This window comes from Bradyrhizobium sp. JR4.1 (assembly GCF_040548605.1).
GTDB classification, from domain to species: Bacteria; Pseudomonadota; Alphaproteobacteria; order Rhizobiales; family Xanthobacteraceae; genus Bradyrhizobium; species Bradyrhizobium canariense.
On the sequence record NZ_JBEPRY010000003.1, the window covers coordinates 133,767 to 153,818 of the forward strand.

A 20,052-nucleotide genomic window follows, 5' to 3' on the forward strand; every position below is an offset into this window, starting at 1 on the left:
CGGTCGGCCGCTGAGCGTCGTGACGGGCTGTACCGCCGCGGCGATCGAGGCGGTGCGGACCTCTTGGGGCTGGTGAAAAAGCGATCCGCATCGCCCTATAACTAAACCATACCGTATCGTTTTGTTTTGGTCAACGGCGCGGGCGCAGGATTCACTGGAAAGATCGCAATCTCACGGAATTGTCAGCGGGATGGGCGCCGCCGCCGCGTGGTCTTGACGGCGTCCTGGAGGCGGTCCGGGGGGCCAAGCGCTCCGGCCAGGAACAGCTTGATTGCAACCCGCATACGCTTTTCGGCGTCTTTCAGCTCGAGGGTCGTTCCGAAGGTCGCCATGCGGTGGGTGTGTCCCACGACGACGTCGAGAAACACCTCGGCTGCGATCGTGGTGTCTTCCATGTTGAGTGCGCCTTGCGCCACCAGATGGTCGAAGAAGCGTGCCGTGGTGGCGACGGCCTTGAGCCAGCCTTCCTCCTTGCCGAGCTTGGCGATCTCGGGGAAGTTGATGGCCTGCGACGTCATCATGCGGCTGAAGGCGACGGCATCGGGACCGCAGGTGAATGTCAGCATCTCGCGCCCGATCTCGACCAGCCGCTGCTCGACCGAGATGTCCGAGGGGCTCCCGAGCTGGGTCTCGGCGGCCGCGGATAGCGGTGCAAGCCATCGCGCGATCTCGCGCCGTAGCACGGCGGCGAACAGGCCGCGCTTGTCGCCGTAACGGGCATAGACGGTGGGCTTGCTCACTCGCGCGGCTTCAGCGACTGCATCGAGCGAGGTCGCGTCAAAGCCGCGATCCAGGAACAGGCGGGTGGCGACTTCGATCAGCCGCTGATCGCGCTCGATCGCGGCGCTTTTCGTCGGCCGGCCGCCGCGCGATTTCGGCACCTCGCGCCGCTGAGCTGCCGGTCTTGTCCTGGTCGCAGTCAATCCCATGCCCAATGATTCCTGCGCGGTCGTGACATCCGTGATTGCTCTATAACGCGCAGCAACGGGTGCGTCATGGCTAATCTGGCCGAATGGGCCTCATCGTCAACCGTCCCGGCACGGCCCCGTTCCTCGGCGAGCGCTCACGGAAGCGTCGAAGTCCAGGCTTGGCCAGACGCCGCCTTCTCATATCCGTACTGATACAGCGCCCGCATATAGGCGGTGTCGAACCCTTCCGAGGGAGCCGCCGGATAGTCGCGCGCGATGTAGGAGAGATGGAAGCCCAGGCGGTTGCGCCTGGCAAAATCATAGGTCGAGAAGATGATCGAACGTGTCTGCGACTGGGTGATCGACGACAGGCTGCGTGAGGCGACGTCGATGGTGCTGTTGGAGACGAGCTCGAAATTGCGTTCGATCTTCTTGTTGACGAGGATGTAGATGTCCAGTTTCGCAGGGCCGGGTAGGCGACTGCCCTGGAAAAGCAGGGCTTCCGGCAGTGTCAGCACCGGGGCGGTCACGCCGCCGTCGACATGCATCTCCTGAAACCTGCGGCCCTCGCCTTCGGCGTCGATCATGATCGGCGGAAACACCAGCGGGATGCTGGCGGAGGCCGCCATCACGTCGCGAAACAGCTTGAGCGCCTCGGGCGTGCCGACCGCGGCGATCTTGCCCATGTCCCAGATCGCGGTCCGCTGGGTGTCGAGATCGGTGGTCACCACCAGCAGCCTTCGGCCCCTGGCGTTTTCACGTGCGACCTGCGCCATGATCTCGGGGCCGACATAGCGGGCGACGAGCTCGCGCAGCCGCGTGTTGCCGAACAGGCCGGATCCGAACAGCACGCGCATGATGCTGGGATCGCTCAACAGGCTCTCGGCGACACCGCTGGTGTAGACCTCCCTCAGCGTGTCGTCATATCGCGAGCCGAGAAACGCAAAGGGGGCGATCAGGCCGCCGGTGCTCACGCCCGAGACGACCGAGAAGGTGGGACGGGTTCTGGCCGCGGTCCAGCCGTTCAGCACGCCGACACCATAGGCGCCATCGGCACCGCCGCCTGACAGCGCCAGGTAGGACTTGGTCGCGGTGCTGGTGTCCTTCTCGAAGCTGAATTTCGTGATGGGTTCGTCGGCGTAGCGCCGGAGGCCGTCGATATCGAGCACGCGCGACGTGCTGGCTTCGGTGGCCGTATAGGGCGTGCGGGGCAGGGAGGTGCAGGCGCCGAGCGCCAGGCTGCACGTCAGGACCAGCAATCCGAACAGGCGGGCGCCGGTCTGCCTTGTCCCGCCATGCGAACGGGCGGACGGCTCAGTCGAACTTGAAAGGAATGGCATTGTCGGTGGCTGGCGATCACGCATCTACCGCCGCCGGCAACATCGCCGCGGCATCTCGTCCAACCCCCAAGGTAAAACTACACTGTATCGTTTTGTTTAACAAGCGCCGCCGGTGCACAATCCCGTGTCCCCGATATTGGTGTCCATTGTCCCAGTCTGATGCATAAGCCGGCCGAAGCATCGCCTGAGCGGGTTGATCGGCCTGCTCCGACACGCAATAAGCACCGTCATGAATCGTCCTGACACCGGTCTGCCCAATCATTTCGAACTGCTCGCCACCGATGGCGGCGCGCGCACCGGGCGCCTGACCACGCCGCACGGCGTGGTGCGCACGCCCGCCTTCATGCCGGTCGGTACCGCCGGCGCGATGAAGGGCATGCACTGGCGCGAGGTGCGCGAGGCCGGTGCCGACATCGTGCTCGGCAACACCTATCATTTGATGCTGCGTCCCGGCGCCGAGCGGATCGCGGCACTTGGCGGCCTGCAGACATTCACCGGCTGGAACGGGCCGATGCTGACGGATTCCGGCGGCTTCCAGGTGATGTCGCTGGCGGATCTGCGCAAGGTCAGCGAGCAGGCCGTGACCTTCCGTTCGCATATCGACGGCGCCAAGGTCGAGCTGTCGCCGGAGCGCTCGATCGAGGTGCAGCGTTTGCTCGGCTCCGACATCGCCATGCAGATGGACGAATGCGTGCGACTGCCGGCCGAGCGCGCCGACATCGACCGCGCGATGCAATTGTCGCTGCGCTGGGCCGAGCGAAGCAAGCGCGCCTTCGAGAGCGCGCCCGACGGCTACATGCTGTTCGGCATCGTGCAGGGCGGCGACATCCCCCAGCTTCGCCATGCCAGCGCGCAAGGCCTCGTCGAGATCGGTTTCCATGGTTATGCGATTGGCGGCCTCGCCGTGGGCGAGCCGCAGGCCGTGATGCTGGCGATGATCGACGAGACGGCGCCGCTGCTGCCGAAAGAGCGGCCGCGCTATCTGATGGGCGTCGGCACGCCGGACGACATCCTCGAGGCAGTCAAGCGCGGCATCGACATGTTCGATTGCGTGATGCCGACGCGCAATGGGCGGCATGGCGTTGCCTTCACACGCTTCGGCCAGGTGAATTTGCGCAACGCGCGCCACGCCGACGATCCCCGTCCGCTCGACGTAGAGAGCTCCTGGCCGTCGGCGCGCAGCTACGCGCGCGCCTATTTGCATCATCTCGTCAAGGCGGGCGAGACGCTGGGCGCGATGCTGCTGTCCGAGATCAATATCGCTTACTACCAGTTCCTGATGCAGGGCATCAGGGACGCGGTCGCACAGGGCACGTTCGAGGAGTTCTATCGGCATACGCGCGAGGACTGGGCGAGGGGCGACATCGCCCCGCGCTAGGTCAATTGCAAGGGTCAGTGCAGAGGAAACGTCAGTTGCAGAGAATGCGCTGCTTGACGGCGTGCTTGGTCACGAAGCCGTAGCCGCAATTGTCGCAGGTCCAGAGATAGCTGATCAGGTGTTCCGACACATACGCAGAACCTTCGGCGGCGACCATGGAGTCGGCGCAGACGGGACAGGTGGGCAACTCACTGCACCGCGGAGCGCGGTTCGATGCGACGGTCGACAACACTTCAGCGACTGCTGACATCGTGGTGACCTCTCTGCTTTGAGACCTAAGTCTAACATAAGCAGAATCAGTTGACGAGGTCGCAACACAAATGCGTTGGTTTTCTGATAATTACTGCTCACGTGATTTTGCGATGCAGCGTATTTAACATGTGCCGCAATGTCGCTTGCGTGTCGCCGCAGGCTGTCTCTAACTTCGCAAGAGCTGCAACAGAAGCATAAATCATCGCCACAGGGAGTTCATCATGGACGCATCGTCCACCACGGGTGCAGCGCACCAACCCGGCCGCGGCCGGATCTATGACTCGATCGTCGATGCTTTTGGCGACACGCCGATCGTGCGCTTGCGCCGGTTGCCGGGCATGCACGGCGTGAACGCGACTATTTTGGCAAAGCTTGAATATTTCAATCCCGCCGCAAGCGTGAAGGATCGCATCGGCGCGGCCATGATCATCGCGATGGAGAAGGCCGGCATCGTCAAGCCGGACACCGTGCTGATCGAACCGACCTCCGGCAACACCGGCATCGCGCTGGCCTTTGTCGCGGCGTCGCGCGGTTATAGGCTCAAGCTGGTCATGCCGGAGTCGATGTCGATCGAACGCCGCAAGATGCTGGCCTTTCTGGGCGCGGAACTGGTGCTGACACCCGCCGCGCAAGGCATGAAGGGCGCGATTGCGACCGCCGAAGAGCTGTTGAAGACGACGCCGAATTCGGTGATGCCGCAGCAGTTCAAGAATCTCGCCAATCCCGAGGTGCACCGCCGCACCACCGCGGAGGAGATCTGGAACGACACCGGCGGCAACATCGACTTCTTCGTCGCCGGCGTCGGCACCGGCGGCACCATCACCGGCGTCGGCCAGGTGCTGAAGCCGCGCAAGCCCTCGCTGCGCGTGGTCGCGGTCGAGCCGGAGGAGAGCCCGGTGCTGTCGGGCGGCCAGCATACGCCGCACAAGATCCAGGGCATCGGTGCGGGCTTCGTCCCTGACATCCTCGATCGCTCGGTGATTGACGAGATCGTCAAGATCAACTCGACGACGGCGATCGAAACCGCGCGGGCGCTGGCGCGGCATGAGGGCATTCCGGGCGGCATCTCTTCGGGCGCCGCGATCGCCGCGGCCCTCGAGATCGGCAAGCGGCCGGAAGCCGCGGGAAAAACCATCCTGGCTATAGTGCCGTCCTTCTCCGAGCGGTATCTTTCGACGGCTCTGTTTGAAGGAATCTAGGACATGGCGGATCAACCACCGAGGCGGCCGCGGACGTTGGGCGACGCCAGGACGGAGGCCGAGGCGGCGTTCAAGAAAGTGACGGCAAAGGTCGCCGCAGCACCGCCAAAACAGAACGTGGCGCCGGGGGTCAAGGAGCAGGTCACGCTGCGCATCGACCAGGACGTGCTGGAGCATTTCCAGGCCGGCGGTCCCGGCTGGCAGGACCGCATCAACGAGGCCCTGCGAAAGGCCGCGGGGAAGTAGACGCCAAAGGTTTGGCTATTCGCAACGAAAAAGCCCGGCGCGAGCCGGGCTTTTGTATCTGCGATTGGCGTCGCCTCAGCGGCGGAACATGCCGCCCATCATGCCGCCGACGACACCGCCGACGAAGGCTGCTCCGGCAGGATCGCCGCCGCTGCTGCGATGGGGAGCCGGTGCGGGCGCGCTGCTGGCCGCGGGGGCGGCGGCCCGGCGGGCTGCCTTCTGGCTGTTGTCGCTCGCGGTCGGCGGGCCGGCCACAACCTCCGAAAGCAGAGCCTTGTGCTGGAGTTTGTTCAGGTAACCCGACGCGGGATAGCCGCGCGCCGCCTGCCACCGCTTGAGCACCGACCGGGTCTCCTCGCTGAACACGCCTGTCTGTTTGTTGTCGAAGCCGAGCCCGCCGAGGCGACGCTGAACGTCGCGGCGCAGGTTCTTGTCGAGGCCGATCTGGTCCTCGGTAAGCTGGGTGGCCTCATCGGTGAAGGTCGCGGGATCGACGCCAGCGGTGAGGGTACGCGTCGCGGTCGAGGGGCCGCTCTTGATGGCCGCGAGGCGTGCCAGCGCCAGCGCCTTGAACTGACCGTTGGGGTAGGCGGAGAGGTAGGCGTTGAGCTCTTCCGGCTTGTTGCTCTCCTTCACCGAGCGCCAGTATTCGAGCTCGATGCCGTCCGAGCTGCCGCCGGTCGCCATTGGCGCGCTGCCAGCAGCCGTCGGTGCGGCATTGGCGACCTGGGTCGTCGGAGCCTGGTTGAGATAGACCGCGCCGGTCAAATTGGTGTGGCCCCAGGGCAGCTGACCCTTGTGGGTCTCCTCGTTGACCTGGGCGCGGACCGACGTCATCGCCTGCTGGATCTCGACACCGGGCTTGGTGATGTTGTCGATCAGCGCACGGGTGAACGGGCTGTTGTTGCCCTCCTGGCCGTCGAGCGCGGTCTGGCCCGGGCCGGTGGCGAACGCGATCAGCGTGCCTTCGCCGGACTTCATCTCGGCAAGACCGCTCTGCACGTTGACGCTGCGGGTCGCGGAGTTCGACTTGATCTTGGCGGCGAACGGATTGTCGCGGCAGGCGTCAAGGAAGACCAGCTTGACCTTGGCGTCGCCCATGGTCTGCTCGAGCGTCAGATCGATGTTGATGGCAGCACCGAGCTTGACGTCCATCTCCGACTTGATGTCGGCATCGACAGGCAGAAGATAGTTGGAGCCGCCGACCGCGATGCCGTGACCGGCATAATAGAACACTGCGACATCGGAGCCCTGCGCCTTGCGGCCGAAGTCCAGCAGCTTCTCCGTCATCTGATCGCGCGAGAGGTTCGAACCTTCGATCACCTCGAAGCCGACATTGCGCAGCGTTGCCGCCATCGCCTTGGCGTCGATCGGCGGGTTCGGCAATTGTGCGACGTTCTTGTAGGTGCCATTGCCGACGACGAAAGCCACACGGCGGTCGGCCTTCGCGGCACTGACCGACAGTGCCATGCACATCAGCGACGCGAGGAGGGTGAGAGTGCGCATCTGGAATCCCCAACAGAATCGAATTGCAGGCAGCAACAAATTGGCAACGAACTTACACGAATTGCCCGACTTGGCGCCACCAAGACTTGGCACCACCAAGACTTGGCACCACCAAGACTTGGCACCACCAAACGGCAGTTCGTCGCGTTCAACCCGCTGCTGTGTGGCAGAATGTGCACGATGGAAAGCCCCTCCAACGTGATCCAAATCACACGGCCACTTGGTTTTGTCGCACGAGGCGTCGGGAGGTTCAGCGCGCGCGGACAGGAACCGGCGAAGCCGGCTTCAAATTCAGGAGATTGCCGCAGAGGATCAGCGCCGCGCCGAGCACGGTCCAGGCATCGAGCCGCTCGGAATAGAGCAGCCAACCGACGGTCGCCGTGAGTGGAACCCGCAGAAAGTCCATCGGCACCACAATGGTCGCATCCGCGTACCGGAGCGCGCTGGCGAGGCAATAGTGCGAGAATGTGCCGCAGACCCCGATGACGAACAGCCAACCCCACAGGGAGGTTGACGGCCAGGTCCAGACATAGAGCGTCGGAAGCAGGCCCACGACCATCTGCACGACGATCATCCAGAACAGGATCGATAATGCGCTTTCGGTCCGGGTCAGCGATTTCGCCAATATCATGGAAATGCTGAAGCCGATCGCGGCTCCCAGTGCGATCAGCTGGCCCGGATTGATCTCGCCGGTGGCGGGCCGCACGATCATGACCACGCCGACGATGCCGAGCACGATCGCCGCGATTTTCCAGACGGTCATGCGCTCGGACAGGAATGTCGCGGCCAGCAGCGCCGTCCAGATCGGCATGGTGAATTCGATCGCGACGACCTGGCCGATCCCGATCAGCGTCAGTGCGTAGAACCAGCCGAGCTGTGCGAAATAATGGACCCCGTTGCGCGCGAGGTGCTGGGGCAGGCGCTTGGTCGCGACCGCCTTGAAGCCACCGGCCCGGTAGATGATCGGCAGCAGAAGCGTGAACCCGATCAGCGAGCGCACTTCCATAATCTCGAAGACGTTCAGCTCGCGCGTGGTCTCGCGCCCGGCGACGGCCATGACCAGCATCAGCGACAGCCAGCCCGCCATCCACAGGGCAGCCATCGTTTTGGACGGTGTCGTGTTCATCGGCGCGGGTGTAGGAGGCGAGGGGTCCTGAGGGAGGGCCGGTATCGGCGACATCGTCGCCGTTTGCAACGGCCAAATCTGCCGGTGCAGCGATGCATGGCGGCGTGCTAAGGCATCAGTGAACAACGAGAACAATCGGGAGATCTTCGCTCATGCACATCTTGCAGCCGGCCGAGTGGAAAAAACCGCGCGGCTTTTCCCACGGTGTCGTGGTCGAGGGGCCGGGCCGCTGGGTGGTGCTAGCCGGGCAGACCGGCGGCGACGAGACCGGCAATTACGCGCCTGACATGGCAGCGCAGGTCGGGACCGCGCTGAAGCGGATCATCAAGCTCCTGGGTGAGGCCGGCGCCGGCCCCGAGCATATCGTTCGTCTGACCTGGTACCTGACCAGCCGCAGCGAATATGAGGCCGCCGGGGCCGGCATCGGCGCGGCCTGGAAGGAAACGCTGGGCCGCAATTTCCCGCCCTCGACCTTGCTCTACATCGGCGGTCTCGTGGACGACCGGGCCAAGGTCGAGATCGAGGTCACGGCGTTCGTGCCGGGCACATAAAAAATCGACCCGGCGAGATCGCCGGGTCGATTGTCAATCTACTCGTATCGGCTTAGCGCGAGAGCGAGATGTTGGCGCCGCGGAACTGGCTGTCGGCGCGCATCGTGACGTTCTGCTTGTTGCCGGATGTCTTGAGCGAGATGTTGGCGTTGAAGCCGGCGGTGGAGGCGAGCAGCTCATAGTTTCCGCCGGCGCCGCGGCCGGAAAGGGAGCCGCTGATATTGCGGCTGGCCTCGGACCAGCTGCCCGCGATGGCGCTGCCTTCAGCCCTGACGTTGGCGCCGAGGTTGAACTTGTAGGCGTCGCTGGCGCAGGTCAGCGACAACTCCATGGTCGGTCCGATCGGAGCGTATTTGGCCCGGCAGCGGATCCGCTCGGTCGAGCCGTCATCCAGAGTGACCGTGCCTGAGCCGCTCCAGCTGCCGGCCAGCGGGGCGAACGGGCCGGACTGGGCCTTGCTCTCGGAGTTGGCAATTCCGGCCGCAAACATAACGGCGGCCGCGATCAGCAACCGCCGGCCCAGACCGTTCGTCACGATTTTTCTATTGGCGCGATGCTTCCCACCGCCCGCTGCACGGTATGCCTGCAGATGCTCCATTCCACTTCCCCGATCCGGCGTTGCCGCTGAGTTGACCGTTGGCATATGCACCATTGATCGAAACTTTCACAAGTCCCCCGCTGCCGATGGTGCCGGAAACGTTAGCGCCCGGCGCGGTGATCTTGCCGTCGGCAACCGTCAGCAAGGAGCTTGCAGTCGGCTCGCAGGAACCGCTCTTAGTCACGATGGTGACCTGCCAGTTGCCGTCATAGGGAGTCTGGGCGAAAGCGGGCGCGGCGAGGGTGAAAACTGAAGCGGCACAGAACGCCGCAATGCGAGCAAAACGCATAAAATCCGTCCTTGAATTTGTCTGATATGCTGACCCTTATTCGGGCCAAATGTGACGGAAATTTGGTGCGGTGCCAAATCGAAAATTGTTCCTGTGGGAACAATGGTTTATTTGGGTTTCCGGCTGCAATTTTCGAAGCAGAATCAACGAGCCCTCACGTTAAGGGTAAACGTCAGGACAGCGACTCAGGAAAGGGGCTTAGGAAAGGGCTTTAGGAAAGACTTGGCGCCGAGGTCGCGAACTGCTCGTCCTGAGTCTTGGACGGCAGCGCCTTGTGGACCTTGGCGTAATCGATCACGTCGGCCAGCAATTTGAGCCCGAGCGGGGCCAGCGCGCGCTCCCATAGCTCCCGCGCCGTCTCGCCCTTCTTGACGAAGCACCACTCCTGGGCCGCGATGGCGCCGGCGTCCATGCGGTCGGCGAGGTGATAGATCGTGCCGCCGGCGATCGGATCGCCTTCCTTGATGGTCCATTCCACGGCCGCCTTGCCGCGGTGACGCGGCAGCAGCGAGGGATGATAGCCGATCCCGCCCAGCTTCGCGGCCTCGAGCGCGTCCTTGCCGATCCGGGCGTGGCTGTGCGCGGTGACGATCAGATCGGTGTCGGGGGCGATCTCGGAGGCCACCACCAGTTTGGGGTTGGCCTGGACCACGACCCCGATGCCTGCCGCCTTCGCTGTCGCGGCGAGACGATCCTCGGCGTCGGCCACCACGACCCGCACGATCGAGACACCGTGCTCCCGGAGCATGTTCAGGGTGGTCACGCCGAAATGGCGGGAGCCGACGAGGGTAATGCGCATGGGTGTCCGATCCGTCTCGCAACTGCGTCATCTCCCGATAACACGTCCGGAGGTCCTGTCACCACCCGCGCCGGGTTTGCGCCGGTTATCAACAATGCACCGGGCGAGGGGTGCGCGATCAATTCCGCGATTGCGGCGTCGGCCGGTCCGGTGCTTCCATGCGCGCATGGCATCGGCTCGGAGCGAACGCATGCGGAGCGCGTGGTTTGTCCTTCTCGCGGCCCCGGTCGTAACCGTTGCGGCGCGCGCTGGCGGACCACCCTATCCGGCGGTTCCGCCCGAGGTTGGGGTGGCACCGTTCATCGGCCCGACCTGGGACACCTATCGCTGCGCGGAAGGGCCGGTCATCAATTTTGATCACGGCGCCTATTACGGCCAGGAGCCGCCGGCACTCTATCGCGGCTACGCGTACCGGCCGCATTACCGCTACAGCGCCTACCGTAGGCTGCCGCGCAAACATTTTTGCGTTTCGGACTAGCGTGGCCGCGCCACCACGGTCGGGCGGCAAGTGGAGATAGGCCGGTTCCTGTGTTTCGTTTTTAACAGAGTTATCCAGGATTTGCCGGTAGAACGTGGACCCACCGGGGCTGGCGACATTTCAACCCGCATCCGTTTTCGAACCCGGATTTGGCCGCTGGCGTAATTGCCAGCGGCTTTTTCGTGCTCGGCCATCACGAAATCATCTGACGGTAACATGATCTCAACCAGCTTGGCGTATCGACGAATCCGTCGCGGATTTGTATTGCGTACCGCGACACCGAGATTGTCCCGCCGGCGTGGGTGCGCCGTGCGGGCTTTTTCGCCGGGACCTATTTCATGCCGAGCGCGATTGAGCAGATCGTCGACGTCTATGTCCGACTGAAGAACCGGCGCGGCCTCGACGAGCTGATGATGCACAGACAGCGGCTTGCGGTCGATCTGAAGAGCAGGTCCGGCTACGATTTCAGCCTGCCGATCGGCCAGATCGACGAGGAGATCGCGATCATCGAAGCCGGCCTCAGCCGGCTCAAGTCGGGCGATATCGCAGCGACGGATGACGGCCGGCCAGTTTGACGCTCAGTCGCGCCGGCCGCCGTCGATGACGGTGAACAACGGCCGCGCCGAGGTCGGCTCGACCAGCAATTCCTCTACCAGCGCGGTCGCCGCATCGACATATTTGCGCGTCGGCTTGTCGAGGGGGCGCGTGGCCTCGTCGTCGAGCGCGACCTTTGCGGCCTCGACCAGCTTGCGCATTCGCGCCGCGTGGTCATCGCCCGCCGTCAGCGTCGCGCGGGCCAGCGAGCGCAGCACGAACAGCTCGCCCTCGAGGCGGAGCAAACGGTCGTTGAGCCTGGTGAGGACGGCGTTGAGGTCGGCCATGGCGCGCGTTCGTTTTCGGAAGATCTATCCTGCTCTAGCGGCGATCGGTGAACGGAGTCCAAACGGCATCGGCGCAATTGGGCCGATCTCCCCTCAAGTCTCGGTCCGCGCCAGATAGTCGCGTGCAAAGGCAAGATACCAATCAAGGCAGGCGGGATTGGCCATCGCCTCCCGGTTGATGACCTTCTCGACGGGCTGGCCGAGCAGCAGCTTCTTGATCGGCAGTTCCTGCTTCTTGCCCGAGAGCGTGCGCGGAATTTCGGCGACCGCAAAAATCTCGTTGGGCAGGAAACGGCGGGAGAGGCCGGCCTCGATCGCCTTGTTGATCTTCGCCTGCATTGCGCCGTCGAAGGCGACGCCTTCGCGCAGCACCACGAACAGCGGCATGTAGCTGTCACGGCCGAGATATTCGAGATCGACGACGAGGGAATCCAGCACCTCGGGCAGGGCCTCGATCGCGGAATAGAGTTCGCTCGTGCCCATGCGCAGGCCATGCCGGTTGATGGTGGCATCGCTGCGGCCATAGATGATGCAGGAGCCGTCAGGGTCGACCTTGAGCCAGTCGCCATGCCGCCACACCGGCCCGCGGCCGCTGCCGTCGAAATTGTCCGGATAGGTCTCGAAATAGCTCGCCCGATAGCGCGCATCGCCCTTGTCGTTCCAGAAATAGAGCGGCATCGACGGCATCGGCTCGGTGCAGACGAGTTCGCCGACCTCGCCGATGACGGCGCGGCCCTGTTCGTCGAAGGCTTCCACGGCAGCACCCAGCAGACGGCACTGCATCGCGCCCGGCGTCTGCGGCAGTTGGCGATTTCCGCCAATGAAGGCGCCGGCGAAATCCGTGCCGCCGGAGATGTTGGCCCACCAGATATCGGCCTGCGCCTTGCTGCCGTTGGCTTTCGAGAGCGCCGCGAAGCGGTCGTTGAACCACGCTTGCGTGTCGGCGCTCAGCGGAGAGCCGGTCGAGCCGAGACATCGAAGCTGTGAGAGATCACCGGCGGCGGCGAGATCGATCTCGGCCTTGACGCAGTTGGCGAAGAACGCGGCGCCCGCACCGAAGAAGGTCGCTTTCGACTGCGCGACGAAGCGCCACAGTGTGGTCCAGTCCGGCTTGTCCCTGGCGCCGCCGGGGCTGCCGTCGAAGATGCAGCAGGTGGTGCCGCTGAGCAGGCCGCCGACTTGCGAGTTCCACATGATCCAGCCGGTCGAAGCGTACCAGTGATAGCGCTCGCCGAACGAGTTCTCGTGGTATGAGCAGCCGAGATCGTTGTGCAATCCCAGCAGCGCCAGCACCACGATGACGATGCCGCCATGGCCGTGCACGATCGGCTTCGGCAGGCCGGTGGTGCCGCTGGAATAGACGATCCAGAGCGGATGATCGAACGGCAGCCAGACCGGCTCGAATGCGTCGATCTCCGCGCCGGTTGTTGCGACAATTTCGGACAGCAGGGCGACCGGCGCTGCGGGCGCGGCGGCCTCGCTGTGCAGGATGACGTGCTCGACCGTCGGCAGCGATTGCCGCAGCTCGGTGAGGACGTCTTTGCGATCGTGCCGGCGGCCGGCATAGGTGACGGCGTCGCAGGCAATCAGCACTTTGGGTTCGATCTGCTTGAAGCGGTCGATCACGGCAGGCGCGGCCATATCGGGCGCGCACACGCTCCAGACCGCGCCGATGCTGGCGCTCGCCAGGAATGCGATGATGGTCTCGGGGATGTTGGGCAGATAGGCGGCGACGCGGTCGCCGGGCTTGATGCCTTTTTCTTTCAGATGCAGCGCGAGCGCGGCCGCCTTGCGCCGCAGCTCCGGCCAGCTCGTCTCGTAGAGCTTGCCGTCCTCGCCGCAGCTGACGATCGCGGGCAGGCCGGCGGCGTCAGCCGCATCCACATGGCGGAACACCTGCCGGGCATAGTTGACCTGGGCGCCAGGAAACCAGATCGCGCCGGGCATCTTGCGCTCGGTGATCACGGCCGCAAACGGTGTTGGCGATTGCAGATCGTAATAGTCCCAGATGCTGTGCCAGAAGCCGTCGAGATCGCGCACCGACCATTGCCGCATGTCTTCGTAGGTCGCGAAGGTGAGGCCGCGCCGCTCGGCGAGCCAGTTGCGGTAGAGGGCGATCTGGGGAACGAAGGGTGAGGTCATTGCGGATCGATTTTGATTGCAGGGAGAGGAGTGTAGCCGGCGATGGAACGAAGTAGAAGCCGCAGTTCGCGCAGCCGCGTCTGGCTCGCCAAATCCGGGCGATCGCCTTTGAGCCACCAGAAGTTGCCATTTCGCCGGGAACGCGTATGCACTGCGCCTGGGATCACAGTGTGGGACATTCAAATGACGATGGAGCTGAGGGGCGCGAGTGGTGAGGGATTTGCGACGGTTGCCGCAGATGGTCGCGTGCTGGATTCCTGGTTTCCTCGGCTGCGCCTGGTTGTGGCGGCCGATAAGGCCGTGACGGTACGGCTGACGAGCGACGAGATCGTCAGATCGTTGGGTGCATCGGCGGACGGATATGCGCGACACGATGATATCCGCCATGTCGAGATCGTTTCCATTCGTACAGAAATTCACTCTCTTGCATCTGCGCCGACTGATGTGCACGACGCGTATCTTCGACTTCATCTCCTGAGCCACCGGCTCGTCCAGCCCCATTGCCTGAATCTTGAAGGAATTTTCGGTCTTTTACCCAACGTTGCCTGGACGACACTCGGTCCCTGTGAATGCTCTCGTGTCCCGGAAGCGCGAATGGTGGCGCGAAAGCGTGCCCTCGCGTTTGAGGTGGCAGGCATCGATAAATTTCCGCGCATGACGGATTATGTGACGCCTGCGGACGTGAGAATTGCAGATGCGGACCGTGTAAGGCTCGGAGCCTACCTGGCGCCGGGCACAACCGTCATGCATGAGGGCTTTTGCAATTTCAACGCGGGTACGCTCGGCCCCTGCATGGTCGAGGGCCGCATTAGCGCCGGTGTGGTTGTGGGAAGCGGCAGCGACGTTGGCGGCGGAGCATCGATCATGGGCACTCTGTCCGGAGGAGGGAAAGAGAGGGTCACAGTTGGTGAGCGCTGCCTGATCGGAGCCAACGCCGGCATCGGCATTTCATTGGGTGACGATTGTATCGTCGAAGCCGGCTGTTATGTCACGGCGGGCGCGCGCATCCTTCTGGAAGATGGCCGAATCCTGAAAGCCAGAGAACTATCAGGCCAGAAGGGCCTTCTGTTTCGTCGTAATTCCCAGAGCGGCGCGATCGAGGCAACCAAACGTACGCCAAATTGGGAGGGCCTCAACGCGCAACTTCACAGCTAGGCCACGACGGCCGCAGCGTTGCTCCCTGGCCGCCATCGCAGAACAGCCTCAGCTTGCCCGCTTCGTCGGTTGGCCTACCACGGCACCCCGGCCCAGCGCCTTCCGAACACGGGTGGCTTGGCCTTCACCGCTTTCCAGCCGAAGAAATGGTGCTTGCCGGACCAGGTGTGCACCACGCCGCTGCAGATGCTGCACTTGAAGCTGCCGGAATGCGCTTCGGCGTGCTCCTCTCTTGTCGCGGTGTAGTTCATGCTGCAACCCGCGCAGGTGAATTCTTCGATCGTCCAGATGGTATTGGCCATTGCACCGAAAGTGGTTTGGGGGAGCTCGATGGAAGCGTAGGTGCGCGCCTTTGCAACGGCGTAAACCGGTTGGATGAAATCCGGTTAATCGTCGTTAGCCAAGCCGGCAGTCGGTCGCGGCCTTGCCGGCGCGCGCGGCGCCGCCGCAAGATCAATCGCCGGTCCGGAGGCTCCGCATATCGCGGTCGATGCGCATCTGTACGCGCCTGATGGCGAGCAACGGCAGCCTGCCTTGCACACGCCCGGAGCGGGCCCTGTCGCCGACGGCATAGGCGTAGCGCCAATAGCCCGGTGCGGCGTTTGGCTTCAGGGAAAAGTGGATGCCGCGGTGAATTCCCGCATGTGCGACGGGCTCTCTGGGGCGGCGTGCCATCGCCTCGGAATGCCGAATAGCCCGATGCGTTCCTAATCACCGGCTCGGGCCGGCCCGGTCGTCTTGACGCCGGGTGCGCGGCTGGCAATAACGCTGGGCCGCGCAAGTGCCGGAACCCGCGTCAATGCCGCAAGGAAAGCCGTGCCCGTGAAAAGTCTGCGTCAGCTCCTGACGGGCGAGGACATCATCCAGCTCGTGATCCGCGTCGGCCTGCTCGGCCTGTTGATCATCTGGACCTTCCTGATCATTCGCCCCTTCGTGCCGATCCTTGCCTGGAGCGGCGTGCTCGCGGTCGCGTTCTATCCGGCCTTCAGCTGGGTCGCCAAGATCCTGGGTGGCCGGCCTAAGACCGCGGCGGCGATCCTGACCCTGATCACGCTCGGCATCGTCATCGGTCCTGCGACCTGGCTCGGCATCAGCGCAGTGGACGGCGTGCGCGAACTGGCGCACCAGCTCGGCACCGGCGACCTTGCGCTTCAATCGGCGCCGGAACAGCTGAAGTCGTGGCCGGTCGTTGGCCCCTGGCTATTCGAGCTCTGGGAGCAGGCCTACAACAACATCCGCGCGGTGCTGCGCGAGGTGGCGCCGTATCTCCAGCCGCTGGCGGGACCGCTCTTGTCGCTCGCGGGCGATGCCGGCGTCGGCACGCTCCAGTTCCTCGTCTCGGTGTTCGTGGCCGGCTTCCTGTTTCCGCACGGGCCGAGGCTGGTTGCGGCCGGCCGCGGCTTCCTGTTTCGCATCGTGCCCGAACAGAGCGAGCATTTCCTGGGGCTCGCGGGCGCGACCATCCGCGCCGTGGCGCAAGGCGTGATCGGCGTCGCGATCGTGCAGGCATTGCTCGCCGGCATCGGCTTCAAGCTTGCCGCGGTGCCGAGCGCAGGCCTGCTCGCCTTCATCGTGCTGCTGCTCTCGATCGTGCAGATCGGCGCCTTCCTGGTGCTTCTGCCGGTGATCATCTGGATCTGGACCGCCAAGGACGTCACCACCGCGCTGCTGCTCACCGTGTTTCTCGTCGTCGTCGGCTTCCTCGACACCATGTTGAAGCCGCTGGTGATGGGGCGCGGCCTGACCACGCCGACCATCGTCATCTTCGTCGGCGTGATCGGCGGCACGCTCGCCCACGGCATCGTCGGCCTGTTCATCGGCCCGATCATCCTGTCGGTGGCCTGGGAGATGATGATGGCCTGGATCAGGACGGAGGACCGGGCAGAGGCGGGGGCAAGGGCGGGGACAGCGGCGGGCGAGGGCTGACCGGCGCCTCGAACCGCGGGATCGGCCCGCCGGGTCCGATCGGCCCTGACGGCCTTGCCCCGTGTGATCGAGGTCCGCGGAACTTGTCTATCCGACTAGACAAGTTACGATAAGCTCGATTCTGGTTTCGATTACGGCGGACATGGCGAAGTCTTCCAAACTGGTTGCCGCCAAGCGCGGCAAGGTCTTGTTGGTCAGACGGCGGTCGGACGGCCTGTGGATGTTTCCGGGCGGCCGCAAGCGGGCGCGCGAATCCGACAAGGACTGCCTGCGGCGGGAAATCAAGGAAGAGCTGCCCAAGCTGAAGCTCGGCCGGATCAGCCTCTGGAAGGAAGTGACGACCAGGAACAAGCGCTCCGGCCGCAAGATGAGCGACGCGATCTTCATCGCCAAGGGCGCCAAGGGCAGGCTCGCGATCGGCGACAAGCACGAGATTGATCGCGCCGTCTGGCAGAAGCCGCGCGGCATCCGCCTGACGCCGACTTCGCGCTATATCCGTGACCGCCTGTTTCCGCAGAAGCGCGGGTGAGCTAGTCCCCGTCGTCCTCCGATGAGAGCTGTATCCGTCCGGTGTGGGCCCGCGAAAAATTGGCGCGCGCTTGCGGCGCGGACATCCTGGCCATTTCGGTTTCGCGCTGCTCCTTGCGAGCCTGGCGCGCGCGCTTCATGGCCTGCTTGACCTGAGGGTTCGGCGAATCCTCCGCGAAGAACAGCACCACCTCGCAGCTCGGACATTGCCTGGAATAGCCGTCCTGCAACCGTCCCGCGCGGTCGCGGAACACGGTCTTGCAGCGCGTGCACTGAATCTGGACGAAACTCATGCGCGGTCGATCGACAATGACTGATGGAAATGGATCGTCAGGTGATCCCAAATGTCTGAAGAAAGCTTGAACGCGTCCGGGACTTCAAGCCGCTTGAAACAGCCGCCTATTGCTTGGCCGCTATCGTGTCCAGGCAATGGTTGAGATAGACGGTGCGATCCCTGGGCAGCACCTTCTCGAGATCCGCCTTCAGCGCACATTCGCGCTGCCGCATCTGCTCGGCCCGCCGCTTCTCTGCCGCCTCGCGATATTCGGGAGCAACCTTGTTGGGATCGACGAGAGCCTGCGAGCGGGCGGGAGCCGTCACGGCGAGTGCAATGGCGGTGATGATCATGAACTGTTTCAAATGAGCCTCCGTAAAAGGCTCATTCTAGCGCTCGGGCGGCGAGGGCTCAAACGGCAAATTCGCGGAGACCGCCCGGCAGCGCAGTTGACTTCAACTACCTGAAGTTGGGACTCGTGAAGTCCTCACTTCGGGACGTGGTCGATCTTGTGGCCGAGATGCCCGGTGTCGTGATCGCGTCGCAACTGGCTGAGCGATGTCTCGTTCAGCTGGTGCAGGACCTCGCTGAGTTCAGTCGTATCCGGATAACCGGCAGCAAAACCCTTGCCGTAGATCTTGCGCAACGTACCGACCAGCGTGTTGCCGTGCTTCTTGCTGATCGCGCCATCCTTGTCGCGGTGGCGATGATCCAGGCCCGTGTCCTTCATGGCTTTCTCCCTGAGTGGCGTCTGCGCGCCTGGAGAGAGCGTGCTCCCAAACGAGTTGATTGGCAACGGCACGGCGTGCGGCGGTTGAGCCTCGTCAAGGTGTGGAAAGATCGAAGGACGTGTGAAGCAGTTCACAAGCGATGGCCGAGATCGCTGCTACGAAGGCCTCATTGCTTCACCAATTGATATTTTGAAAACGCCCCAGCGCTCCACCAGGCGCTGGGGTTTTCACGTCGATCACCGCAAGGGCGAGAGCGCGCGACGCCCGATCGGATGGGCGGGTGATTCCGAATGCTGCCGAAGGCGGGCGGACTACGCGGCTTGCTCCTCGAACGAGGTGTAGACTTGGCCCCCTGGACCAATCACCTGAACGCCCCAGCACCCGTCGGCGATAAGTTCCTTGGCCTTCTTGAGGGCGGCGGTGAGTGACAGCCGCTTGAGGCTGACGATTCCTGCCGTGTCGAAACCGCTGATTTCAAACATGCCGCTCCTCCCTGTTTTGTCGAATCCTACACTTTTTGAGCGGGTTGTCTCGCGGCTTTTGGGGCAGGGGCCGGCGCACGAACACACGCTGGCCAAAATCGCGAAAACAACCCCATGCACAGTAGCTAAGTCCTGCTGGCGCAACGCTTTCTTTTTGGCGCACGGCGGTCTTGCATCCGGCGGAGACGCCGGTTGACGCGTCGGGCAAAACAGGGGTAGTCTGCCAACTTCGGAAAATCCGCTTCGGGCCGAGGCGGCGTCCCGGGCTCGGGAGGAGCTCTCGCATCGGCCTGCGAGTTATGTCTGTCGCACGACCCCGTAGTCGGCCGGGGCGGCGGGGCGTGCGGCAGGCCGCGGCCGCTAACGTGGAATTAAGCTGAAAAGCCGACAATTTTAGACAGTTGTAGATGGGTGCTGCGTAAGGGAGCCGTCGCGAGGACGTTCCGGCGACGGCTTCCTATTGCTCTCATTTGGGGTCAATGCCATGACCGCGACTTTCGAAATGCAAGGCCTTGTCGAACAGCTCGACCCTGCAGCACTGGCTGCGGCCATCGCCGCCGACGAACCCGCAAGCTTGGACGCTCCAGAACCCGTCAAGCGGTCCAGCCGGACGTCGGTTATGACGCTGTCGGTGTGTGCGCTGGCCATCAACGGCGCGGCGGCGATCTACACATGGCCGTCCGGCTTGCCGTCGCTCAATCTGAGCAGCCTGGCTGAGTTGCTACCGCGGCAAGAGGCTTCAGCGCCAAAGCCGGATCCGGTTGTCGCTGCCTTGAAGGATATTCAGTCGACCCAGCAGCAACACACGGCTTCGCTGCAGGAGAGCAACCAGGCATTGCAACAAAACGCGGCTGTGCTGCAGGCGGATTCGATGGTGCTGCTTTCGCTGCGACAGAGCATCACGGACGAACGGGTCGATGTGAGGAAGGTATCTTCGCAGCTGTCCACACTGATTGCGAAGATCGACTCGCTGCAAAATGCCATGATGTCGGACGTCACGTCCTCCGTTCGACGAGCGCATGCGCGCTACGGACTGTCCGCCGCGATCCGTAAGCGGATCGCCCGGCAGTCGAAATCTATCGGGCCAGTTTCGGTGGGAGGAGCTCCGCTGAGCACGCCGGCTACGGTGTCAGCTCCGGAGAGCTGAAGGTAGGTCAGGCAAATCATCTGGGGCTGTGTGCGCCATCGCGGCCGGGTTCGCGTTGACGGGCTGGCGGGCCCTAACCCAGTTTGAGCGGCCGTTGTGCGGCGATGCCTGGTTGG

25 protein-coding genes are annotated in these 20,052 nt (G+C 63.8%); 10 read left to right on the plus strand and 15 right to left on the minus strand.

The window, feature by feature from the left end; genetic code table 11:
- Positions 1-182: 182 nt before the first annotated feature.
- Positions 183-929, minus strand: coding sequence for a TetR/AcrR family transcriptional regulator (locus ABIB90_RS09100; RefSeq protein ID WP_354160884.1), 747 nt, complete (start codon positions 927-929; stop codon positions 183-185).
- A gap of 134 nt (positions 930-1,063) precedes the next feature.
- Positions 1,064-2,248 (minus strand): patatin-like phospholipase family protein, encoded by a 1,185-nt coding sequence (locus ABIB90_RS09105; protein WP_354160882.1) that lies wholly within the window; start codon positions 2,246-2,248, stop codon positions 1,064-1,066.
- Positions 2,249-2,477: 229 nt separating this feature from the next.
- Here ABIB90_RS09105 and tgt point away from each other — a divergent pair, with 229 nt between their 5' ends.
- Positions 2,478-3,626 carry a tRNA guanosine(34) transglycosylase Tgt gene (gene tgt, locus ABIB90_RS09110; protein WP_354160880.1) on the plus strand — a complete coding sequence of 383 codons (1,149 nt, stop codon included), beginning with the start codon at positions 2,478-2,480 and terminating at the stop codon, positions 3,624-3,626.
- Positions 3,627-3,657: 31 nt separating this feature from the next.
- Here tgt and ABIB90_RS09115 read toward each other — a convergent pair whose 3' ends face one another.
- Complete coding sequence (locus tag ABIB90_RS09115) at positions 3,658-3,876, minus strand: hypothetical protein (RefSeq protein WP_007590746.1); 219 nt, start codon at positions 3,874-3,876, stop codon at positions 3,658-3,660.
- A 223-nt stretch (positions 3,877-4,099) separates the two neighbouring features.
- Here ABIB90_RS09115 and cysK point away from each other — a divergent pair, with 223 nt between their 5' ends.
- The gene (gene cysK, locus ABIB90_RS09120; RefSeq protein WP_354160878.1) at positions 4,100-5,077 is read left to right on the plus strand and encodes a cysteine synthase A; all 978 of its coding nucleotides are present in this window, start codon (positions 4,100-4,102) and stop codon (positions 5,075-5,077) included.
- A gap of 3 nt (positions 5,078-5,080) precedes the next feature.
- Positions 5,081-5,323 (plus strand): BrnA antitoxin family protein, encoded by a 243-nt coding sequence (locus ABIB90_RS09125; RefSeq protein ID WP_027518078.1) that lies wholly within the window; start codon positions 5,081-5,083, stop codon positions 5,321-5,323.
- Positions 5,324-5,398: 75 nt separating this feature from the next.
- On the opposite strand, the gene ABIB90_RS09130 is transcribed toward ABIB90_RS09125, so the two are convergent.
- Both ABIB90_RS09130 and ABIB90_RS09135 read right to left on the minus strand, forming a co-directional pair.
- A complete protein-coding gene (locus ABIB90_RS09130) occupies positions 5,399-6,829 on the minus strand; it encodes a caspase family protein (RefSeq protein WP_007590751.1) in 1,431 nt (476 codons plus the stop codon).
- Between the two features lie 250 nt (positions 6,830-7,079).
- The gene (locus tag ABIB90_RS09135) at positions 7,080-7,955 is read right to left on the minus strand and encodes a DMT family transporter (protein ID WP_354160875.1); all 876 of its coding nucleotides are present in this window, start codon (positions 7,953-7,955) and stop codon (positions 7,080-7,082) included.
- Between the two features lie 152 nt (positions 7,956-8,107).
- On the opposite strand from ABIB90_RS09135, the gene ABIB90_RS09140 reads away from it, so the two are divergent.
- A complete protein-coding gene (locus ABIB90_RS09140) occupies positions 8,108-8,506 on the plus strand; it encodes a RidA family protein (RefSeq protein WP_247392007.1) in 399 nt (132 codons plus the stop codon).
- Positions 8,507-8,558: 52 nt separating this feature from the next.
- On the opposite strand, the gene ABIB90_RS09145 is transcribed toward ABIB90_RS09140, so the two are convergent.
- The 3 genes from ABIB90_RS09145 to ABIB90_RS09155 all read right to left on the minus strand — a co-directional run bounded on the left by ABIB90_RS09145 (position 8,559) and on the right by ABIB90_RS09155 (position 10,192).
- Positions 8,559-9,104: a hypothetical protein gene (locus ABIB90_RS09145; protein ID WP_007590758.1), complete on the minus strand. Its 546-nt coding sequence runs from the start codon at positions 9,102-9,104 to the stop codon at positions 8,559-8,561.
- A complete protein-coding gene (locus tag ABIB90_RS09150) occupies positions 9,049-9,393 on the minus strand; it encodes a hypothetical protein (RefSeq protein ID WP_007590760.1) in 345 nt (114 codons plus the stop codon). The genes ABIB90_RS09145 and ABIB90_RS09150 overlap by 56 nt, the downstream gene beginning before the upstream one ends.
- Before the next feature lie 211 nt (positions 9,394-9,604).
- Positions 9,605-10,192 (minus strand): formyltransferase family protein, encoded by a 588-nt coding sequence (locus ABIB90_RS09155; protein WP_007590762.1) that lies wholly within the window; start codon positions 10,190-10,192, stop codon positions 9,605-9,607.
- Between the two features lie 190 nt (positions 10,193-10,382).
- Between ABIB90_RS09155 and ABIB90_RS09160 the strand changes: the two genes are divergently transcribed.
- Complete coding sequence (locus tag ABIB90_RS09160; protein WP_354160872.1) at positions 10,383-10,670, plus strand: hypothetical protein; 288 nt, start codon at positions 10,383-10,385, stop codon at positions 10,668-10,670.
- Between the two features lie 338 nt (positions 10,671-11,008).
- A complete protein-coding gene (locus tag ABIB90_RS09165; RefSeq protein WP_026233472.1) occupies positions 11,009-11,245 on the plus strand; it encodes a hypothetical protein in 237 nt (78 codons plus the stop codon).
- Between the two features lie 3 nt (positions 11,246-11,248).
- Here the strand turns inward: ABIB90_RS09165 and ABIB90_RS09170 are convergent, their stop codons facing one another.
- The gene (locus tag ABIB90_RS09170; RefSeq protein ID WP_007590765.1) at positions 11,249-11,551 is read right to left on the minus strand and encodes a hypothetical protein; all 303 of its coding nucleotides are present in this window, start codon (positions 11,549-11,551) and stop codon (positions 11,249-11,251) included.
- A gap of 93 nt (positions 11,552-11,644) precedes the next feature.
- Positions 11,645-13,693: an acetoacetate--CoA ligase gene (locus ABIB90_RS09175; RefSeq protein ID WP_354160870.1), complete on the minus strand. Its 2,049-nt coding sequence runs from the start codon at positions 13,691-13,693 to the stop codon at positions 11,645-11,647.
- Between the two features lie 183 nt (positions 13,694-13,876).
- Here ABIB90_RS09175 and dapD point away from each other — a divergent pair, with 183 nt between their 5' ends.
- A complete protein-coding gene (gene dapD / locus ABIB90_RS09180) occupies positions 13,877-14,848 on the plus strand; it encodes a 2,3,4,5-tetrahydropyridine-2,6-dicarboxylate N-succinyltransferase (RefSeq protein ID WP_354200658.1) in 972 nt (323 codons plus the stop codon).
- 74 nt (positions 14,849-14,922) lie between these two features.
- On the opposite strand, the gene ABIB90_RS09185 is transcribed toward dapD, so the two are convergent.
- Positions 14,923-15,150 (minus strand): hypothetical protein, encoded by a 228-nt coding sequence (locus ABIB90_RS09185; RefSeq protein ID WP_354160866.1) that lies wholly within the window; start codon positions 15,148-15,150, stop codon positions 14,923-14,925.
- A gap of 514 nt (positions 15,151-15,664) precedes the next feature.
- Here ABIB90_RS09185 and ABIB90_RS09190 point away from each other — a divergent pair.
- Both ABIB90_RS09190 and ABIB90_RS09195 read left to right on the plus strand, forming a co-directional pair.
- On the plus strand, positions 15,665-16,774 hold the full coding sequence (locus ABIB90_RS09190; protein ID WP_007590777.1) for an AI-2E family transporter: 1,110 nt from the start codon (positions 15,665-15,667) through the stop codon (positions 16,772-16,774).
- A 142-nt stretch (positions 16,775-16,916) separates the two neighbouring features.
- Positions 16,917-17,303 carry an NUDIX hydrolase gene (locus ABIB90_RS09195; protein WP_198288224.1) on the plus strand — a complete coding sequence of 129 codons (387 nt, stop codon included), beginning with the start codon at positions 16,917-16,919 and terminating at the stop codon, positions 17,301-17,303.
- Between the two features lies 1 nt (position 17,304).
- On the opposite strand, the gene ABIB90_RS09200 is transcribed toward ABIB90_RS09195, so the two are convergent.
- From ABIB90_RS09200 to ABIB90_RS09215, 4 genes are all read right to left on the minus strand, one after another.
- Positions 17,305-17,595, minus strand: coding sequence for a hypothetical protein (locus ABIB90_RS09200; RefSeq protein WP_354160863.1), 291 nt, complete (start codon positions 17,593-17,595; stop codon positions 17,305-17,307).
- Between the two features lie 106 nt (positions 17,596-17,701).
- Positions 17,702-17,929, minus strand: coding sequence for a hypothetical protein (locus ABIB90_RS09205; protein ID WP_198288291.1), 228 nt, complete (start codon positions 17,927-17,929; stop codon positions 17,702-17,704).
- 134 nt (positions 17,930-18,063) lie between these two features.
- Complete coding sequence (locus tag ABIB90_RS09210; protein ID WP_007590794.1) at positions 18,064-18,306, minus strand: hypothetical protein; 243 nt, start codon at positions 18,304-18,306, stop codon at positions 18,064-18,066.
- A gap of 312 nt (positions 18,307-18,618) precedes the next feature.
- Positions 18,619-18,789 (minus strand): hypothetical protein, encoded by a 171-nt coding sequence (locus tag ABIB90_RS09215; RefSeq protein WP_007590796.1) that lies wholly within the window; start codon positions 18,787-18,789, stop codon positions 18,619-18,621.
- A 484-nt stretch (positions 18,790-19,273) separates the two neighbouring features.
- On the opposite strand from ABIB90_RS09215, the gene ABIB90_RS09220 reads away from it, so the two are divergent.
- A complete protein-coding gene (locus tag ABIB90_RS09220) occupies positions 19,274-19,936 on the plus strand; it encodes a hypothetical protein (protein ID WP_354160861.1) in 663 nt (220 codons plus the stop codon).
- The last annotated feature ends 116 nt before the right edge of the window (positions 19,937-20,052 follow it).

Excerpts from the sequence above, each read along its gene's own strand:
- ABIB90_RS09100 (WP_354160884.1), bottom strand. The coding sequence starts at position 929 with ATGGGATTGACTGCGACCAGGACAAGACCGGCAGCTCAGCGGCGCGAG.
- ABIB90_RS09105 (WP_354160882.1), bottom strand. The coding sequence starts at position 2,248 with ATGCCATTCCTTTCAAGTTCGACTGAGCCGTCCGCCCGTTCGCATGGC.
- tgt (WP_354160880.1), top strand. The coding sequence starts at position 2,478 with ATGAATCGTCCTGACACCGGTCTGCCCAATCATTTCGAACTGCTCGCC.
- ABIB90_RS09115 (WP_007590746.1), bottom strand. The coding sequence starts at position 3,876 with ATGTCAGCAGTCGCTGAAGTGTTGTCGACCGTCGCATCGAACCGCGCT.
- cysK (WP_354160878.1), top strand. The coding sequence starts at position 4,100 with ATGGACGCATCGTCCACCACGGGTGCAGCGCACCAACCCGGCCGCGGC.
- ABIB90_RS09125 (WP_027518078.1), top strand. The coding sequence starts at position 5,081 with ATGGCGGATCAACCACCGAGGCGGCCGCGGACGTTGGGCGACGCCAGG.
- ABIB90_RS09130 (WP_007590751.1), bottom strand. The coding sequence starts at position 6,829 with ATGCGCACTCTCACCCTCCTCGCGTCGCTGATGTGCATGGCACTGTCG.
- ABIB90_RS09135 (WP_354160875.1), bottom strand. The coding sequence starts at position 7,955 with ATGAACACGACACCGTCCAAAACGATGGCTGCCCTGTGGATGGCGGGC.
- ABIB90_RS09140 (WP_247392007.1), top strand. The coding sequence starts at position 8,108 with ATGCACATCTTGCAGCCGGCCGAGTGGAAAAAACCGCGCGGCTTTTCC.
- ABIB90_RS09145 (WP_007590758.1), bottom strand. The coding sequence starts at position 9,104 with ATGGAGCATCTGCAGGCATACCGTGCAGCGGGCGGTGGGAAGCATCGC.
- ABIB90_RS09150 (WP_007590760.1), bottom strand. The coding sequence starts at position 9,393 with ATGCGTTTTGCTCGCATTGCGGCGTTCTGTGCCGCTTCAGTTTTCACC.
- ABIB90_RS09155 (WP_007590762.1), bottom strand. The coding sequence starts at position 10,192 with ATGCGCATTACCCTCGTCGGCTCCCGCCATTTCGGCGTGACCACCCTG.
- ABIB90_RS09160 (WP_354160872.1), top strand. The coding sequence starts at position 10,383 with ATGCGGAGCGCGTGGTTTGTCCTTCTCGCGGCCCCGGTCGTAACCGTT.
- ABIB90_RS09165 (WP_026233472.1), top strand. The coding sequence starts at position 11,009 with ATGCCGAGCGCGATTGAGCAGATCGTCGACGTCTATGTCCGACTGAAG.
- ABIB90_RS09170 (WP_007590765.1), bottom strand. The coding sequence starts at position 11,551 with ATGGCCGACCTCAACGCCGTCCTCACCAGGCTCAACGACCGTTTGCTC.
- ABIB90_RS09175 (WP_354160870.1), bottom strand. The coding sequence starts at position 13,693 with ATGACCTCACCCTTCGTTCCCCAGATCGCCCTCTACCGCAACTGGCTC.
- dapD (WP_354200658.1), top strand. The coding sequence starts at position 13,877 with ATGACGATGGAGCTGAGGGGCGCGAGTGGTGAGGGATTTGCGACGGTT.
- ABIB90_RS09185 (WP_354160866.1), bottom strand. The coding sequence starts at position 15,150 with ATGGCCAATACCATCTGGACGATCGAAGAATTCACCTGCGCGGGTTGC.
- ABIB90_RS09195 (WP_198288224.1), top strand. The coding sequence starts at position 16,917 with ATGGCGAAGTCTTCCAAACTGGTTGCCGCCAAGCGCGGCAAGGTCTTG.
- ABIB90_RS09200 (WP_354160863.1), bottom strand. The coding sequence starts at position 17,595 with ATGAGTTTCGTCCAGATTCAGTGCACGCGCTGCAAGACCGTGTTCCGC.
- ABIB90_RS09205 (WP_198288291.1), bottom strand. The coding sequence starts at position 17,929 with ATGATCATCACCGCCATTGCACTCGCCGTGACGGCTCCCGCCCGCTCG.
- ABIB90_RS09210 (WP_007590794.1), bottom strand. The coding sequence starts at position 18,306 with ATGAAGGACACGGGCCTGGATCATCGCCACCGCGACAAGGATGGCGCG.
- ABIB90_RS09215 (WP_007590796.1), bottom strand. The coding sequence starts at position 18,789 with ATGTTTGAAATCAGCGGTTTCGACACGGCAGGAATCGTCAGCCTCAAG.
- ABIB90_RS09220 (WP_354160861.1), top strand. The coding sequence starts at position 19,274 with ATGACCGCGACTTTCGAAATGCAAGGCCTTGTCGAACAGCTCGACCCT.